This is a genomic window from Shewanella spartinae, assembly GCF_019457555.1.
Classification (GTDB): domain Bacteria; phylum Pseudomonadota; class Gammaproteobacteria; order Enterobacterales; family Shewanellaceae; genus Shewanella; species Shewanella loihica.
In genome coordinates this window covers 3,475,228-3,490,562 of the sequence record NZ_CP080418.1, presented here as the reverse complement: position 1 = coordinate 3,490,562, position 15,335 = coordinate 3,475,228, and the positions used below count along the sequence as shown (strand labels likewise).

At 55.3% G+C, this 15,335-nt stretch carries 16 protein-coding genes; 8 read left to right on the top strand and 8 right to left on the bottom strand.

What is annotated here, in order from left to right; genetic code table 11:
• Positions 1–11 precede the first annotated feature (11 nt).
• Complete coding sequence (prmC, locus tag K0I31_RS15140) at positions 12–854, top strand: peptide chain release factor N(5)-glutamine methyltransferase (protein ID WP_011866708.1); 843 nt, start codon at positions 12–14, stop codon at positions 852–854.
• Between the two features lie 192 nt (positions 855–1,046).
• Positions 1,047–1,289 carry a hypothetical protein gene (locus K0I31_RS15135; RefSeq protein ID WP_220078907.1) on the top strand — a complete coding sequence of 81 codons (243 nt, stop codon included), beginning with the start codon at positions 1,047–1,049 and terminating at the stop codon, positions 1,287–1,289.
• 115 nt (positions 1,290–1,404) lie between these two features.
• Here K0I31_RS15135 and K0I31_RS15130 read toward each other — a convergent pair whose 3' ends face one another.
• Positions 1,405–1,830: a GNAT family N-acetyltransferase gene (locus K0I31_RS15130; protein ID WP_258406516.1), complete on the bottom strand. Its 426-nt coding sequence runs from the start codon at positions 1,828–1,830 to the stop codon at positions 1,405–1,407.
• A gap of 122 nt (positions 1,831–1,952) precedes the next feature.
• Between K0I31_RS15130 and K0I31_RS15125 the strand changes: the two genes are divergently transcribed.
• From K0I31_RS15125 to K0I31_RS15105, 5 genes are all read left to right on the top strand, one after another.
• The gene (locus K0I31_RS15125; RefSeq protein ID WP_011866704.1) at positions 1,953–2,339 is read left to right on the top strand and encodes a SirB2 family protein; all 387 of its coding nucleotides are present in this window, start codon (positions 1,953–1,955) and stop codon (positions 2,337–2,339) included.
• Positions 2,339–3,127 (top strand): transglutaminase family protein, encoded by a 789-nt coding sequence (locus tag K0I31_RS15120; protein ID WP_220078906.1) that lies wholly within the window; start codon positions 2,339–2,341, stop codon positions 3,125–3,127. Before K0I31_RS15125 ends, K0I31_RS15120 begins: the two co-directional genes overlap by 1 nt.
• Before the next feature lie 125 nt (positions 3,128–3,252).
• A complete protein-coding gene (locus tag K0I31_RS15115; RefSeq protein WP_220078905.1) occupies positions 3,253–4,530 on the top strand; it encodes a DUF819 family protein in 1,278 nt (425 codons plus the stop codon).
• 51 nt (positions 4,531–4,581) lie between these two features.
• Positions 4,582–5,430: a 3-deoxy-8-phosphooctulonate synthase gene (gene kdsA, locus K0I31_RS15110; RefSeq protein ID WP_220078904.1), complete on the top strand. Its 849-nt coding sequence runs from the start codon at positions 4,582–4,584 to the stop codon at positions 5,428–5,430.
• 221 nt (positions 5,431–5,651) lie between these two features.
• Positions 5,652–6,560: a DMT family transporter gene (locus K0I31_RS15105; protein WP_220078903.1), complete on the top strand. Its 909-nt coding sequence runs from the start codon at positions 5,652–5,654 to the stop codon at positions 6,558–6,560.
• Positions 6,561–6,578: 18 nt separating this feature from the next.
• Here K0I31_RS15105 and K0I31_RS15100 read toward each other — a convergent pair whose 3' ends face one another.
• From K0I31_RS15100 to K0I31_RS15080, 5 genes are all read right to left on the bottom strand, one after another.
• Positions 6,579–8,018: a methyl-accepting chemotaxis protein gene (locus K0I31_RS15100; protein ID WP_220078902.1), complete on the bottom strand. Its 1,440-nt coding sequence runs from the start codon at positions 8,016–8,018 to the stop codon at positions 6,579–6,581.
• Between the two features lie 143 nt (positions 8,019–8,161).
• Positions 8,162–8,824, bottom strand: a complete 663-nt coding sequence (locus K0I31_RS15095; protein ID WP_258406515.1) for a phosphatase PAP2 family protein — start codon at positions 8,822–8,824, stop codon at positions 8,162–8,164.
• A gap of 264 nt (positions 8,825–9,088) precedes the next feature.
• Positions 9,089–11,080, bottom strand: a complete 1,992-nt coding sequence (locus tag K0I31_RS15090; protein WP_220078900.1) for a flavohemoglobin expression-modulating QEGLA motif protein — start codon at positions 11,078–11,080, stop codon at positions 9,089–9,091.
• Positions 11,067–12,101 (bottom strand): glutathione synthase, encoded by a 1,035-nt coding sequence (gene gshB, locus K0I31_RS15085; protein WP_011866696.1) that lies wholly within the window; start codon positions 12,099–12,101, stop codon positions 11,067–11,069. The genes K0I31_RS15090 and gshB overlap by 14 nt, the downstream gene beginning before the upstream one ends.
• A gap of 3 nt (positions 12,102–12,104) precedes the next feature.
• The gene (locus K0I31_RS15080; RefSeq protein ID WP_011866695.1) at positions 12,105–12,464 is read right to left on the bottom strand and encodes a MaoP family protein; all 360 of its coding nucleotides are present in this window, start codon (positions 12,462–12,464) and stop codon (positions 12,105–12,107) included.
• A gap of 152 nt (positions 12,465–12,616) precedes the next feature.
• On the opposite strand from K0I31_RS15080, the gene K0I31_RS15075 reads away from it, so the two are divergent.
• Positions 12,617–13,501 carry a LysR family transcriptional regulator gene (locus K0I31_RS15075; RefSeq protein WP_144203686.1) on the top strand — a complete coding sequence of 295 codons (885 nt, stop codon included), beginning with the start codon at positions 12,617–12,619 and terminating at the stop codon, positions 13,499–13,501.
• Between the two features lie 43 nt (positions 13,502–13,544).
• On the opposite strand, the gene K0I31_RS15070 is transcribed toward K0I31_RS15075, so the two are convergent.
• Complete coding sequence (locus tag K0I31_RS15070; RefSeq protein WP_144203688.1) at positions 13,545–13,661, bottom strand: MetS family NSS transporter small subunit; 117 nt, start codon at positions 13,659–13,661, stop codon at positions 13,545–13,547.
• Positions 13,658–15,169, bottom strand: coding sequence for a sodium-dependent transporter (locus K0I31_RS15065; RefSeq protein WP_220078899.1), 1,512 nt, complete (start codon positions 15,167–15,169; stop codon positions 13,658–13,660). The genes K0I31_RS15070 and K0I31_RS15065 overlap by 4 nt, the downstream gene beginning before the upstream one ends.
• Positions 15,170–15,335: the final 166 nt, after the last annotated feature.

Below are 15,335 nucleotides of genomic sequence, written 5' to 3'. Positions count from 1 at the left end.
AAGGATAAGCTTTGTTCCAGACGTTAGCACAGGCCCTCGAATGGGCCTCGACTCGACTCCAGGATGTGTCTGACAGTGCCAAGCTCGATGCCGAGGTGATGCTGCTGCATATCATTCATAAGCAGCGCAGTTATCTCTATACCTGGCCAGATGAGCGTCTGACCAGCGAGCAGGTGACCGAGTATAAGCAGATGGTCGGTCGCCGCGAGTTAGGCACCCCCATCGCTCACATCGTCGGCGAACGGGAGTTCTGGTCGCTGCCCTTCATGGTCAATCCCACCACGCTGATCCCGCGCCCGGATACCGAGATTTTGGTAGAGACTGCCCTTAATCTGCCGTTGGCGGAGAATGCTAAGGTGCTGGACCTGGGGACTGGCACCGGCGCTATCGCCCTGTCGCTGGCCTTCGAGCGTAGTAACTGGCAGATCACAGCGGTGGATAAGGTGCTCGAGGCCGTCGCCCTGGCCAAGGCCAACCGTGACAACCTAAAGTTGCCTCAGGTGGAGGTGTTGCAGAGTGACTGGTTCGATGCCATCAATCGCTATGACTTCAACTTAATCGTCTCCAACCCACCCTATATCGATGAGGAAGATGAGCACCTGTCCCAAGGGGACGTGCGTTTCGAACCCCATAGCGCGCTCACCGCAGGTGAACACGGCTATGCGGATCTCTTCTACATCGCCGAGGCGGCGCGCGACTACCTGGCGCCCGGCGGCTATCTGCTGCTTGAGCATGGTTTCGGCCAGGCCCTGACGGTGCGCGATAAGATGATCGAGCTGGGTTACGAGGCGGTCGCTACAGTACGCGATTTTGGTAGCAACGACAGGTGCACCCTAGGTCGCTGGCCGAGATAGTTAGCCTAGGTGGTTTGACTCGCTAGCTTAAGTGCTACGTTAGCACCTCACAGCGTGACATTAAAACGCCATGGGCCTGAGCCTGTGGCGTTTTCTTTTCGTAATATTGTCGTTCTGTTTTAATGCCTCCCAGGATAGTCCATACTCAACAGGTCGTAGGCTAGGGCTGACCTGGCGTCTTAGGAAAACACCATGAAAATGATCGCTATGTTACTGGCCTTGTTAATCATAGGCCTCTTGTATTATCAGCAACTCGCCAAGCAACCCGTGCTCAGCGAGCAGACCGAGGCGGCCCTGGAGGCCACTCAAGGCACTGGTCCTAAGGTGCCGACCCGCCCGGATGAAATCGCCACCTTCGATAAGGAGATGAATGCCCTGATGCAGCAGGAGGCCGAAAAGCGGGCCAAGGCGTTAAAAGAAGCAGAGGGCCAGTAGCGCTGAAAAGAGAGGCCGCTACTGATTGAAGAAGCCTCTGGCGGTCAAAATTGATTCTCTAAGCTTGGTTAGCTTAGATTTGCTCGCTTAGATTTGCTCGCTTAGATTTAATTGCTTAGAGCGTCTTGGTCATGAAGTATTTGCAACCCGTCTTAGGGTATTGCTCCTGAGTCCACTCCAGTCGATAGCCTCTGGCCTCGTAGAAGGGACGTGCCTGGAAGTTAAGGGTATCTAAGGTGGCGTAGATGCAGCCACGCTCCCTGGCGATACGTTCGGCCTCTTCTAACATCCGACTGCCGATCTGTTGTCCTCTGAGCGACTCGCTCACCCAGAAGTTATCTATCATCAGCCAGTTACCGAAGGTGCGCGCCGACAGGCCGGCGTTCATCTCGCCCGTCTCGTTTTCCAGCTTAAGCCCTAGGGGTAAGCGCTCGCTCACCTCCCAACGCTGCCAATTAAACTCGGCGATTTTTTGTTTCACCCTGTCGGCGAATTCATCGGAGTCATCATGGGTAAAGTTAATTTTGTTATCTGTATTCAAGTGACGTTTCCTGTTTGAAAATTATCTGGCGGCATTATCGCTAAGAATCAAGAGTATGATATTGGTGCCCCGGCCTTTGATCGGGTACACTAGCGCCTTTGCGAGCCACGAAAGAAGATATAATGGACAGTTTATACCCAGCTATTAAGCATATACACCTCACCCTGATTGCCGTGAGTGTGCTGTTTTTTATCGTACGATTTGTGCTGCATCTTAAACAATCAGCCATCATGGACAAGAAGTTTGTTAAGATTGCGCCCCATGTGATCGATACCTTCCTGCTGCTCTCCGGCCTAACCTTATGCTTCATCATCAAGCAGTATCCGTTTCAGGATGCCTGGTTGACCGAGAAGATAGGCGCAGTGATCGCTTACATCTTCCTGGCGGCTATCTCGCTTAAGGCTAACCGTAACAAACTCTTCAAGACCTTCGCCGCCCTGGGCGCGTTGGCCTGGGTGATGTACGCTGCGAAAATTGCCATGTTTAAACAAGCAATATTAATGAGCTAATGACAAACCTGATTTTAAACGAGGCGCTCTCCCTTCCAGAGAGCGCCTTTGATATTTCCGAGCACCTGGGATTTTCCGATAAGGAAGCGGCTAAGTGGGCCTGGTTTGAACTGGCAGGCGCTGTACTTAGCCACTATCTGGTCGACAGAGAAGCCCGTCTTGAGGCGCTGTTGCAATGGTTCTATCAGGATCTCGGCTTCTGTGCGCGAGAGTCCTATTTCAGTATCGAGGCGGCGGATCTCGCCAGCTGCATCACCACGCGGCAGGGGAACAGTACCACGCTGGCAAGCGTGCTCATGCTGCTGGGTAAGCAGCTGGACTTGGTATTGCAGCCGCTGCTGTTGCCGGGCACCACAGTACTGAGCTGTCGCATCGACGATAAGGTGCGCTATATCGACCCGCTCACCGGGCAATCTCTGACTCGTCATCAACTGCATGTGTTGGTGCGCGGCGAGTTAGGCAATGGCGCGCCCTTTAAGCCGCGTTATTTGAAGCCCGCGAGCCTCAAGCGCCTGCTGTCACGCATGCTGCATGAACTCAAAGCCGGCGCCATTCTGGCGAGCAAGTTTGAGAGCGCCATGGAGTGCTGTAACTTATTGCTGCAGTGGCACCAAGACGATCTGAATCTTAACCGGGAGCGGGCCTTTATCGCCCAGCAGCTAGGTTGTATCAGCGTCGCAGCGGCGGATCTGCGACACTTTGTCGATAACAGTCCCCACGACCCGGTAACCGAACTGGTCAAATTACAGTTAAAAGAGCTCAACGACGAGGTTGAGGTCTATCATTAACCCTTAGCGTCGAGGCTAGGAAGGCCTGGCGCCGGGCGAAAATTGCCGCGATTGCCAATCGGCTTTAGTGGCCACCACTATAACTACAACAATAAATAACCCATACAAAATAAAAGGGAGATGAGATGAGCAGTACCGCGATAGTCAGCAATGACGCCACGGCATTAGTCACCAATGATGCCACGGGCCTGGGCCTGTTGGCGGTGATCTTAGGATTCGTGTTTTATACCAATAGCAGCCAGCACCCATTTTGGGTGAAGTTCTATCGTTTTATTCCTGCGCTGCTGCTATGCTACTTTCTGCCTTCGCTGCTCAACTCCTTTAATATCCTGGATGGCGATACCTCAAACCTCTATTTTGTCGCCTCCCGTTACCTGTTACCCGCCTGTCTGGTGCTGCTGATCTTAAGTGTCGACCTTAAGGCGATCCTAAGCCTTGGCCCCAAGGCGATTGTGATGTTTTTAACCGGTACCGTCGGCATAGTGATAGGGGGGCCAATTGCCTTACTTATCGTGTCGACCCTCAACCCTGAGATCCTCGGAGTGACTGGCCCAGATGCGGTCTGGCGCGGTATGACTACCCTGGCCGGCAGCTGGATTGGCGGCGGCGCCAACCAGGCGGCGATGAAGGAGATCTATGAGGCCGGTGGCAACATCTTCTCTATCATGGTGACGGTCGATGTGATCGTGGCCAACATCTGGATGGCGGTGCTGCTGTTTATGGCCTCTAAGGCCAAGGAGATCGATGCCAAGACGGGCGCCGATACCCGCGCCATTGAGACCCTCAAAAAGAAGGTTGAGAAGTATCACGCCGAAAACGCCCGTATCGCCAGCCTGCGAGATCTGATGATGATCGTCGCCGTGGGCTTTGGTATCACGGGCTTGGCCCATGTGATCGCCGATTTCCTTGGCCCCTTCTTCGAGGCCAACTATCCCTGGACTCGCGATTACAGCCTGACCTCTAAGTTCTTCTGGCTGATCGTGACGGTAACCACCATAGGCCTGGCCATGTCCTTCACTCCTGTGCGCCATCTTGAGGCGGCGGGGGCTTCTAAGGTCGCCTCGGCGTTCCTCTATATCCTGGTGGCGACGATCGGCCTGCATATGGATGTGTTCAAACTGTTTGACCCGGCCAACCTCTGGTATTTCGCCATCGGCATCATCTGGATGATAGTCCACGCCGGTTTCATGTTGCTGGTGGCCAAGCTGATACGCGCGCCACTGTTTTACATGGCGGTGGGCAGTCAGGCCAACGTCGGCGGCGCGGCCTCGGCGCCCGTGGTGGCCGCGGCCTTCCATCCGGCCCTGGCACCTGTCGGTGTACTCCTGGCCGTATTAGGCTATGCTGTAGGCACCTATATGGCGTGGGTGTGTGGTCAGATACTTCAGATCGTGGCCCAATAAAGAATTTGATTCCTGCCGGGCTTGCCCCGGCTTCTTAAGAGAGAAGTAGCGATGAGTAATAAAACCATAAAGTTAGGTAGCATTGAAATTGCAAACGACAAGCCTTTTGTCCTGTTTGGCGGCATGAATGTGCTCGAGTCGCGAGACCTGGCCATGCAGATCGCAGAGACCTATGCGGAAGTTACTCAGAAGCTGGGGATCCCTTATGTGTTTAAGGCATCGTTCGACAAGGCTAACCGCTCATCGGTGAACTCTTACCGTGGCCCAGGCATGGAAGAGGGACTGAAAATCTTCCAGGAGATTAAAGATACCTTTAACCTGCCGCTGATCACCGACGTGCATGAGCCCTACCAGTGCCAGCCGGTGGCCGAGGTGGTGGATATCATCCAGCTGCCCGCCTTCCTGGCACGTCAGACGGATCTAGTGGTCGCCATGGCTAAGACTGGCGCCATCATCAACGTGAAGAAGCCGCAGTTCCTGGCGCCCCATGAGATGCGTCATATCATCACCAAGTTTAATGAGGCGGGTAACGACGAGATCATCCTGTGTGAGCGCGGCTCTTGCTTCGGTTACAACAACCTGGTGGTAGACATGCTGGGCATGGATGAGATGAAGCAGTCGGGTTACCCAGTGATCTTCGATGCGACCCACGCCCTGCAGCGTCCAGGCGGACGTGCCGATAGCGCTGGCGGTCGTCGTGCCCAGGCCACCGAGCTGGCCCGTAGCGGCATGGCGCTTGGCCTGGCGGGTCTGTTTATCGAGGCGCACCCGGATCCAGACAACGCCAAGTGTGACGGCCCATGTGCCTTGCCACTGCATCAGCTGGAAAACTATTTGACCCAGATGAAGGCGATCGACGATCTGGTGAAATCGTTCGACCCAATCGATACCAGCAAGTAAGCTAGCCTTCACTCAGACTGCTGTAAATCGAGGTCGACATAATGCTTAAGCCCCGCCTGTGCGGGGCTTTTTGTTGTTCGTTAAGTTGCCTCTGGTATCTGCGCTTTAGCTTGCCATCGTCCTAAGGCTTAATCACACGGCTCACTGTCCATGAGGTATTTTCACTCGCCCGGCTGGCGGTTAGGCGTTAGGCTATTAGCCCCTTTTTGTGAGAGTCGCTTATGTGGATTGTCTTTACCTTTCTCGCCGCTTTCATGCAGTCCTGGCGTAATGCCCTGCAGAGTCAGCTGAGTCGTGATGTCAAGGTGGCCGGGGTGACGCTGGCGCGTTTTCTCTGGGCCGGGCCGATCGCTGCCTGTTATCTCGCCGCGCTTTACCTCTTCCTGCCGCCTGATCTGCAACAAGTGGGGCAACAAGCGGGGCAAGAGAGCCTGCAGCTGTTTCCCACATCCTTCTGGGGTTTCGTGCTCGGCGCCGCCCTGATGCAGATTGTGGCCACGGGCTTGATGGTGAAGCTGTTTCAGCTCAGAGACTTCGCCATAGGCGCAGGCCTTGCCAAGAGTGAGGCGATCGTCGCCGCCGTGTTTGGCGCCCTGTTTTTCGGCACCCAACTGAGCCTGCTGGGTTGGCTCGGCGTGGTGATAGGCGCGGTGGCCGTGCTCCTGATGAGCAAGGGCACTGGGGGTGCCAGGCTCTCGCCTCAGGTGTTGCTGCTGGGACTCGCCTGCGGCAGTGCCTTTGCGCTCACCTCGCTCTGGGTCAGAGAGGCGAGCCTGGTGCTGACTCTGCCTTTTCCCCACAGCGCCGCCTGGGTGCTATTCTGGGTGATAAGCGTGCAAACTGTCATCTTGCTGCTGTTTCTCTACTTGCAGGACCGTCAGACCCTGGCGGCCCTGTGGCGTCGGCCTAAGTTGACTCTGGCCATTAGCGTGACCAGCTGCCTGGGCTCCATCGGCTGGTTCAGCGCCATGGCCTTGCAGGCAGTGCCCTACGTGAAGACCCTGGGTCAGGTTGAGGTGTTTTTTACCCTAATCGTGGCGGGGAGTTATCTCAAGCAGAAGGTGAAGCCCAAAGAGATGACCGCCTTGCTGCTGATCGCAGTCGCGGTCATCTTGGTCATCTGGGGATGATGCTGTCTTAGGCCTGTTTTAGGCTGTCTGGTAGCGGGCGAGGATCTTGCCCAGACTCTCAGAGGCCTGTGACAGCTGGCTGACGCCTATCGAGGACTGGTTGGCCAGCTCCTTGATCACGTTGGCCTGCTGGCGTATCTCACTCAGCTCGGAGGCGATATCGTTGGCCACGGCGCTCTGCTCCTCCGAGGAGGCGGCGATCTGGAAGCTCATGTCGATAACCGATTGCGACGACTCGTTGATGGCGCTGACGTCTGTGCCTATCTCAGTTATCAGCGACTGGCTGGATTCGGCCTGCTTGACCGTGCGCTGGGTGATGTTGTCTATGTTATTGGTTTCTTGCTGCAGGTTCTCGATCATCGCCTGAATTTCCACCGTGGCCGACTGAGTGCGGCTGGCCAGGGTTCTCACCTCGTCGGCAACCACGGCGAAGCCACGGCCCATCTCACCGGCGCGGGCAGCTTCGATGGCGGCGTTAAGGGCCAGCAGGTTGGTCTGCTCAGAGATGGCGTTGATCGTGGTGATCACTTCGTTGATCTTGGTGGCGTTGACCTTGAGGGTGCTGACCGAATCTGAGGTCTGCTCGATAAAGCCCGACAGCTGCTCGATATCCTTGATCGCCTTCTGCACGCGCTCATAGCTCTGACGGATAGACTGTGAGTTTTGCTCTACTTTCTCCACCGAGCTGTTGGAGATGTTGGATACCTCACCGGCGGAGGCCGTCATCTCCTCCATGGCGGTGGCAACCGAGTCGAGGGATTGGTATTGCTGCTCGATCTGGCGCTCGCTCTCCTGATTCTCCGAGGCGAAGGAGCTGGCGGTGTGATGCAGCGTCTCGGCATTATCTTTCACCGTGACGACAAGCTCGGTGAGTGTATCCATGGCGTTGTCCAGGGCGCAGCCTATGGTGCCAAATTCGTCACGACCCGGATGAAAGCCCAGGCGCGAGGTGAGGTCACCCTTGGCGATATTCTTGGTGGTGGTCCATAGCACCCAGAGGGCGCCGCCGATGAAGGTGGCGTTCCAGTAGAGCAGGACGGCGAATGGCAGTAACCAGAGATAGGTGAGCAGTAGGCTGTAGAGGGCCGATTGTTTGGCATCACGCTCGCGGCTGGCGACATTCTGCGTCAGTGATAGGTTTTGCCCCGCGGCGCTGCGCACCACGGCGGTGACGCTGTCTTGGTTGCGGCTTGAGCTTGCCTGGCCATTCGACTGGATATTCAGGCTGGCAAACTTATCGGTCTGGCCGCTGGTTTCCAGGGCGCGTACCATGCCCGATAGCTCACTTTCCAGCGCCGTCATCGAGGCTTGCTCTATGGCATCTATGCTGCCTTGATAGCGGCTGACGCCGATGCAGGTGATGGCGATGAAAAACAGCGCTCCAATGACCCAAAATTTATCGTTAATAGACATCTTGATGAAGAGTTTGTCTATGGTGCGAAAATTAACTTCTCTCATAGTTTTTTTCCGTCTCGAATTAAGGCTGAGGCCTTAGACAATAGTAGAATAAAATGCGGCGACATCCTTAAAATTACGCCTTTTTTACCAATAAATACAGGATGGTTTAACGTTTTTTTTACATAGGTTGCTGCGCACCTGTCCTAGGTCAAGCTTGCCATTCGTCCCTTGAGGGAGTTGTGTAGCGTCAGCGCCAGTTGGCTGGCTAGCAGACCAAAGCTAGCGCCGGCCAGCAGATCCCCGAAATAGTGATAGTTGAGGCTCAACTGCCCGGTGATGACGGCAAACATGCAGCCAAGCCAGAGGGGCATCAGCTTAGGCGTGTGGCGCCAGAAGGTGAAGGCGAGGGCGAAGGTCAGCAGCGCATGTCCCGAGGGGAAGGAATCATAGGCGAGTCCCTGGGCAAAGGGATGAAACGCCTCGATACGATCGGCTACCCAGGAGGGATTATGGCCATCAGCCAAGGTTATCCAGCTCTCCGGCCAGGTGCGGCCAAAGAGCAACTTAGCGATCCAGCGAATCGAGAAGGCCAGCGCCAGGGTGAGCCCCAGCTCAATGGCGAGTGCCTGGAACCTGGCGCGAAAGCGCTCGCTGATGCAGGCAAAGATAGTCAGCCCTGCCAGAAACTCCAGTAACAGAGGGGTCTTACTCAGAAGCTTTAGTGCGGGGTGTGACAGCTGCTGGGCGTGCATCAGATCCGCCAGCTGGCGATCGATAAGGTGAACCGAGATAAGCACCAAGGTAAGCAGCAGGCCATAGAGGAGTAGGGCGCCATTGGCGCTACTGGGAAATAGATGTTTTAGCATGGAATTGTGCATCTTTGGGAGAAAGCTCTAGCCTAAGTCAAATCCGAGTGCTTGCAAAGTTTGCTGCTTCACACTCTGCTTATTTTGGGCTGGTTCTTGCTGCAGTTGTTGTAGTACTTGTTCACACTGCTTGTCAGGGGATGAGAGCGGGAGATGGAGACGTGAAAACTGAGCATTGAGAGAGAAGAGAGAAGAGGATAGGTAAGCGTCATGACGGCAGGCATTAACCTTGCCGCCATGACGAGCGACCGAGAAAGAGTTTGCTTAACTGCGCAGGCTCTCGATCAGGTAGTTGAGGCTAGGGCTTTCCTCTAAGTTACTGGTCGGGATGACGTTGTACTTAGGCGGCACCAGCCAGTCGCGCTGCACCAGCTCGTCGAGTAGATCCAGGTATTGCACGCTGGTCTTACCTACGAGCAGGTTGTCCAGGCTACGGGTCTTAGACAGGTGTAACATATCCAGGAAGCCGCTCAGGTAGAGGTGATCCTTAGTGAAGCCGCCGCCGCGATAGACACGGGCCGTGGTCATGAAGGCATCATCCTTGTCCATCTCCAGCTCATCGATGAGATAGCTGTAGGTGAGATAGAAGTCCTGCTCCTTGAGCATTGAGTCTACCGCCAGCACGCGCGCCGCCAGGGTGTTGAGGCGTGAGTGGGCCATGAAGCCCGCCTTAAGCTCGGCCAAAATCGCCAGGCCTTCCTGGGTATAGGTCGAGCCGGGCAGCCCCAGACGCAACACCTTGAGCGACTGCTGCTTGGCATTGAGCGTGGTGGCCATATGCACCCCAAGCTCATGCTGGATCAAGCGCTGCACCTCGCTCTCGTGGAACTGGGCATGGGTGCTGATCGCCAGCTGCGCCGGGTTTGAGCTGACCATGGCGCGGGCAACGATGGCACCGCTGAGGCCAATCTTACAGCGCATCTGCCACTGCTCGGCGCTCTGCTTCATCATCTCGCACACCTGATGGGCATCCAGGCTTTCCCCTCTCTCTTCGGGGATCTCCTTGGCGTACAGCAGGAACTTGGCGTTGGCGATGGCGCTCTTATCCGGGCGGCCATGGTAACGCAGCGAGTTATAGACGAAGCCTTCCTGACCGACGCTGGTCAGGAGATCTATCTGCTCGCCCAGCTTGTTAACGATATCCTTGTAGAGCTGCTTGAGCGCAGGGTCGGCAATATTGTCTATGGGTAGACGATAGAGGCGATACTTGAACTCGTTGGCATCGATAGGCAGCTGACGATAGGCAAAATTTGGCTTGAAACGACTCGGCGCCTTCATGAAGCGTCGACGCTCGGCCGCCAGGTTGGTCGGGTTGACATACTTCAGCGTGTCGACCTTCTGTGCCAGGCGGAACAGCGCGGCGTCTATCTCCAGCACCTCGGGCTCGATGGCGCTGCTGAGCATGTCGGCGCTACGGGTCTTACTCTGGCGATTGAGCTTACGCTGGAAGTAGGCGCTGGTGGCGCTAAAGGCGTTCTTCAGTCCCAGCTTGAGATCGTCCAGCACTATGGGGTAGACCTCGCCGGTCAACTCATCCATGAACACCTTCTTGATCTCCGTCGGCAGCACTAAGGTGCGGTCGAAGCGGGCGTTGGTATGAGCGATCAGGTAGCCGCGGCCCTCGAAGGCTACGTCCAACTCGGCGTCCACCTCTACGTTGGGCAGAGTGATGGTCTTGAGTTCACGCTGGAACTTGTGGACCACGCTGCCCCAGCGCTCCATATCGATCTGCGAGGTGCCTATGTTAAACACGGGCGTGGTCTTCTCGATACGCTTGTAGTTGTAGGAGTGCAGATCGAACACGATCACCATGCCGAACATGCTCTCTAACTTGGCGATCAAGGCCTCGTAGAGTCGATAGAAATCCTGGTGTTTGGCATGGCTGATGGCGCGCTGCTTGGCGCTTAGCGGCTTGCGCCACACCTGCTTCATCCAGGCGGACTTGTAGTAGGTACTCAGGCTCTTAGGACGATTGAGATCATACTCGAAGCGCGAGTCGCTGCCCGCCAGGGTAATAGGCTGGGAAGCGATCACCTCGTCGGTGAAGGGATCTTCCTCGAAGTAACGCTCCTCGGCGCTCAGCTGACATAATTTGATCAGCTCAGGGCGCAGGTTGTGCCCCGCGTGAATCGCGGTGCACACTACGGGCAGATACTCTTGGATGGTGATCACACAGCCGGAGGAGGCCAGCTGGCCTGAGAATGTCTCCCCGCGTTTAATCAGGGAGAGCATCTGGTCGAGACTATAGATTTGCATTTTCTACCGCTTGACGATATGCACTCTTACGTTGCACCAATAGCTCTTTGGAGTTGATGATGTTTTCGGCGAAATCGATCACCTGCTTCTGCAGGCGGACGCGGTTAAGCTTGTTGATACGCGTGATGCCGCCCGGGCTGAGGACGTTAACCTCGACCAGCTTGTTGCCGATCACATCCAGACCTGTGAAGTAGAGGCCGTCGCGCACCAGCTTAGGGCCGATGGCGGCGCACAGCTCGCGCTCTTCACGTGTGATTGTGTGTCTAACCACGCTGCCGCCGGCATGGACGTTAGATCTGAACTCGCCAGAGGCGGGTACGCGGCGCATGGCGCCAATAGGCTCGCCGTTGAGCATCAGGATGCGCTTGTCGCCTTCCTCGGCGCCTTCGATGTAATCTTGCAGGATCACATAGTTGCTCTGCTCGTCGGTACCGATATAGAAGTCCAGCAGCGAGCTGAAGTTTTGGCGGGCGCTCTTTTCGATCACGATAACGCCATGACCGCCGAAGCCATTGAGCGGCTTGAGGATCATCTTATCGCTTTCGCTCTCTTCCAGCACACGTTGCAGGTAGTCGCGGTTCTTCGACACGTGGGTGGCAGGAATATACTGGCTCGCCGCACCGCTCATGCTGGCGGTGTAGAGTTTGTTGTTAGCGACTCTTAACCCTTCGAGATCGTTGATGATCAGGGTGTCGCCCTTTACCGAATCCAGGAAGTTAAGCGCCAGGTTATCCAGCGGCGGATTGGCGCGCATAAAAATGCAGTCGAAGCCGGCCATGGGCAGGCGCGCCTTATGAAATTCGGCGGAGCGGTAAAAGCGGGGAATGTTGTCCGATATCTTCATCCCTTTCTTGATGATTTGACAAAACCCGTAGACGCTACTGTCACGAATGGTCAGCCCACTGGTCGTGGTGATGGCAACGGTATGACCACGCTGCGCGCACTCATGAACTAATCTCAGGGTGGTATCGGTTTCAGGATCGATACGCTCCCACGGGTACATCAAAAAACAGATGTGCATTCTTTAAGCAACCTCATCTTCTGGGGGAGATTCCACATATTCATACTGTTCAACACGCTTATTAGTCGTGCTGTTTAGGGTGTGGAACTTTTTTGGTTCGCGGGTAAGCTTAGTGTATTTCAACCATACATGCTCAAGCTTGGTATTAGCCTTGTTGGGGTGTTTTAGTACCTTAACAAAGTGTTTTTCCTCTGCAGTTTCAGGCTCGAGATCGCCTGCTTCAAAGGCCTGCATAGTGTCGCCATATAGGCTCAACAATTCAGCTTCAGACAAGGTGAACTCTCCGGACTTACTGAAGCCGCGGGGAAAGTTTTTGTCATCAAAAAAACGCTTTTGACCAAAACGAAATGAATCTTCTGACATAACAACCTCTCACTGTGATAGCAACGCTGTAACTACAGGGTTTTTCGATCGCGAAATTATGATTTTTGTCGTTAAAAGAGAAACAAAACTTTTTTATCGTCACCATTAGGATTAGTTGTTATTCTCTCGGTGAAATTGACCGAGAGAATAAAATGGACGTCAAAGTATTTAAGACCTTTTTAGAGGTGGCCAGAACCCGGCATTTCGGCCGCGCGGCGGAGAATCTCTATATCACTCAGGCGGCCGTGAGCGCCCGTATTAAGCAGCTGGAGTCCTTCTTCGACTCCGCCCTGTTTGTGCGTAACCGCAACAGCATTCAACTCACTACCTCGGGTGAGCGTCTGGTGCCCTACGCCGAAGTGATGGTGAGTACCCTTGAGCAGGCGAAGAACGAGTTGGCGCTGACCAACCATAAGGCGTTGCAGCTGACCATGGCGGGGACGCCCAATATTTGGGATGCCTATCTGCAGCACTGTTTGAGTAAGGTGACCGATGCCTTCGGTGGCTATGGCTTCCTGGCCGAGGCGCTGAGTCGCGAGCAGCTCAACCGTAACCTGCTGGAGCGCACCCTAGACATGGCCTTCGCCTTCGATCCGCTTAAGTCGGAGGAGCTGGTGTGTAAGCAGGTGGCCGATCTTATCCTGGTGTTGGTCTCGACTCGCCCCTGCGATCAGTCAGAAGCCCTGAGCGACAAGTATGTCTATGTGGATTGGGGCACACGTTTTGCCTCGGAGCACGCCGAGCGTCACTATCGTATGCCGCCACCTTATCTGCGTACCTCCACGGGGCGTATCGCGCTGGACTTTATTCTGGATAAGGCGGGGGCGGCCTATCTGCCGCTGTCGATCGTCGAGCCGTTTCTGCAATCTAAGCAGCTCTATCGGGTGGAAGGGGTAGAGCCCTGGAATCGTCCCATCTATCTCTCCTACCGCAAAGACAGCGGGTCGCTGGAGGCGATCATCAAGATTGAGGAGCTGGTCAAGGAGATAGACCCTCTGACCGCCTTCAGCCTGCAGCAGATAGGTCAGCTGGGCTGATCTGCTTGAACTGACTCTGGTGAAATGAGTAAGAGGAGGCCGGCTAATCGTCGGCCTCCTCTTTTTGTTTGCGCTTGATGGCGATGGCGATACACAAGGCGGCGCCGCCCCAGGTCAGCGTCAATGCAAACAGCATCATGATAAGGGCGCTGTGACTCATGGTTTACCTCCCGGATGTTGATCTGGATAGCCGGGCGACTTGCTGGTGAAGTTGATCAGCACGGCAAAGAAGAGCATGGTGCCCACCAGGCCCCAGCCTAAGAAGAGCTGATCGGCAATGGGGTAGTCGCCATAACCGTTAACTAAGGTGTTATAGAGGTTCTTCGCCAATATGGTGGCCAGAATGGCCGGGCTGATGAAGCGCAGGCAGATCACGAACCAGCCGCCGACCCTAAACTCCGAATTTTCATTGGCATGCTGGTGGATCACAGTCACCTTGAGCAGCCAGGTGATGATTACCAGTTCCAGCAGGCAGCTGAGCAGTAGGGCGATGTTGTTAATAAAGTAGTCCACCAGATCCAGCAGCAGCAGGCCACCATTGGTGGCAAAGGCCATGGAGACCAGATAGCCCAGGCTACACACCAGCACGGCCGCGGGCTTGCGGCGCACATGAAACTTGTCGATCACCGCACTGGTCACCGCCTCTATGATGGAGATGTGAGAGCTCAGTCCGGCAATCACCAGGGCGATGAAGAAGAGGGGGCCGAGAATATAGGGCGCCGGCATCAGGTTGATGGCCGTGGGTATGGTGACAAATGCCAGGCCTATGCCCGAGCTGACTACCTCGGTCAGCGGTTTCATCTGCTCCTCTGCCATATAGCCGAGCACGCCGAAGATCAGAATCCCCGCCAGAATCGAGAAGCCGCAGTTGATCAGTACCGTCATGAAGGCGTTGTTGTTGATGTCCGCCTTGGTGGGCAGGTAGCTGGAGTAGGCGAGCATGATGGCAAAGCCGACGCTGAGGGTGAAGAAGATCTGGCCGTAGGCGGCGGACCAGACCTGGGCATCCAGCAGGCGGCTAAAGTCGGGCTCGAACAAATAGTTGAGCCCCGACAGGGCGCCGGGCAGAAACATTATTCGGCCGATAAGGACCAGCACCATGATAAACAGCATGGGCATCATGATCTTGTTGGCGCGTTCGATCCCGCCTTTGACGCCGGTAAAGACAGCCATAAAGGTCATCAGCCAGGCGATGCTCATGGCGATCGCTATGCCGATTTGAAACTCGCCCAGGTGAGAGGGGGAGTTGTTGCCGAGTTTAAGATAATGATTGAAGAAGAAGTCGTTGGGGTTATTCCCCCAGGCCTGACTGAAGGAGAAACCGAGATAGGAGAGGGTCCAGCCTATGATGGCCACATAATAGACGGCGATCACCGCGGCGATAAACACCTGAAACCAGCCGAGCCATTCGAGTCTGAAGCCGAGGGTGTGGCCCAGCTGGGCGAAGATGCGTGGTGAGGTCTTCTTTATCTTATGGCCCAGGCTAAATTCCATGATCATAAAGGGGATGCCGGCGGTGATCATGGCGAATAGGTAGGGAATGAAGAAGGCGCCGCCGCCGTTGTCATAGGCCATGTAGGGGAACCGCCAGATGTTGCCCAGACCGATGGCCGAGCCGACCGCCGCCAAAATAAAACCTACCCTAGAGTTCCACTGCTCTCGTTTCATCTATCACCTCGAGCCTCGCGCCTTTTAAGAATAATTCTAGACGCTTATGTCGAGGTGGGGCAGAAATTGTCCTGCCCATGCTTGGTTAGAGAGCTTACTCGAGAGTTGGTTAGAGAGCTGACTAGATAGCTGGTTAGAGAGCTGGCTAGAGAGTCGGTTATTGCAC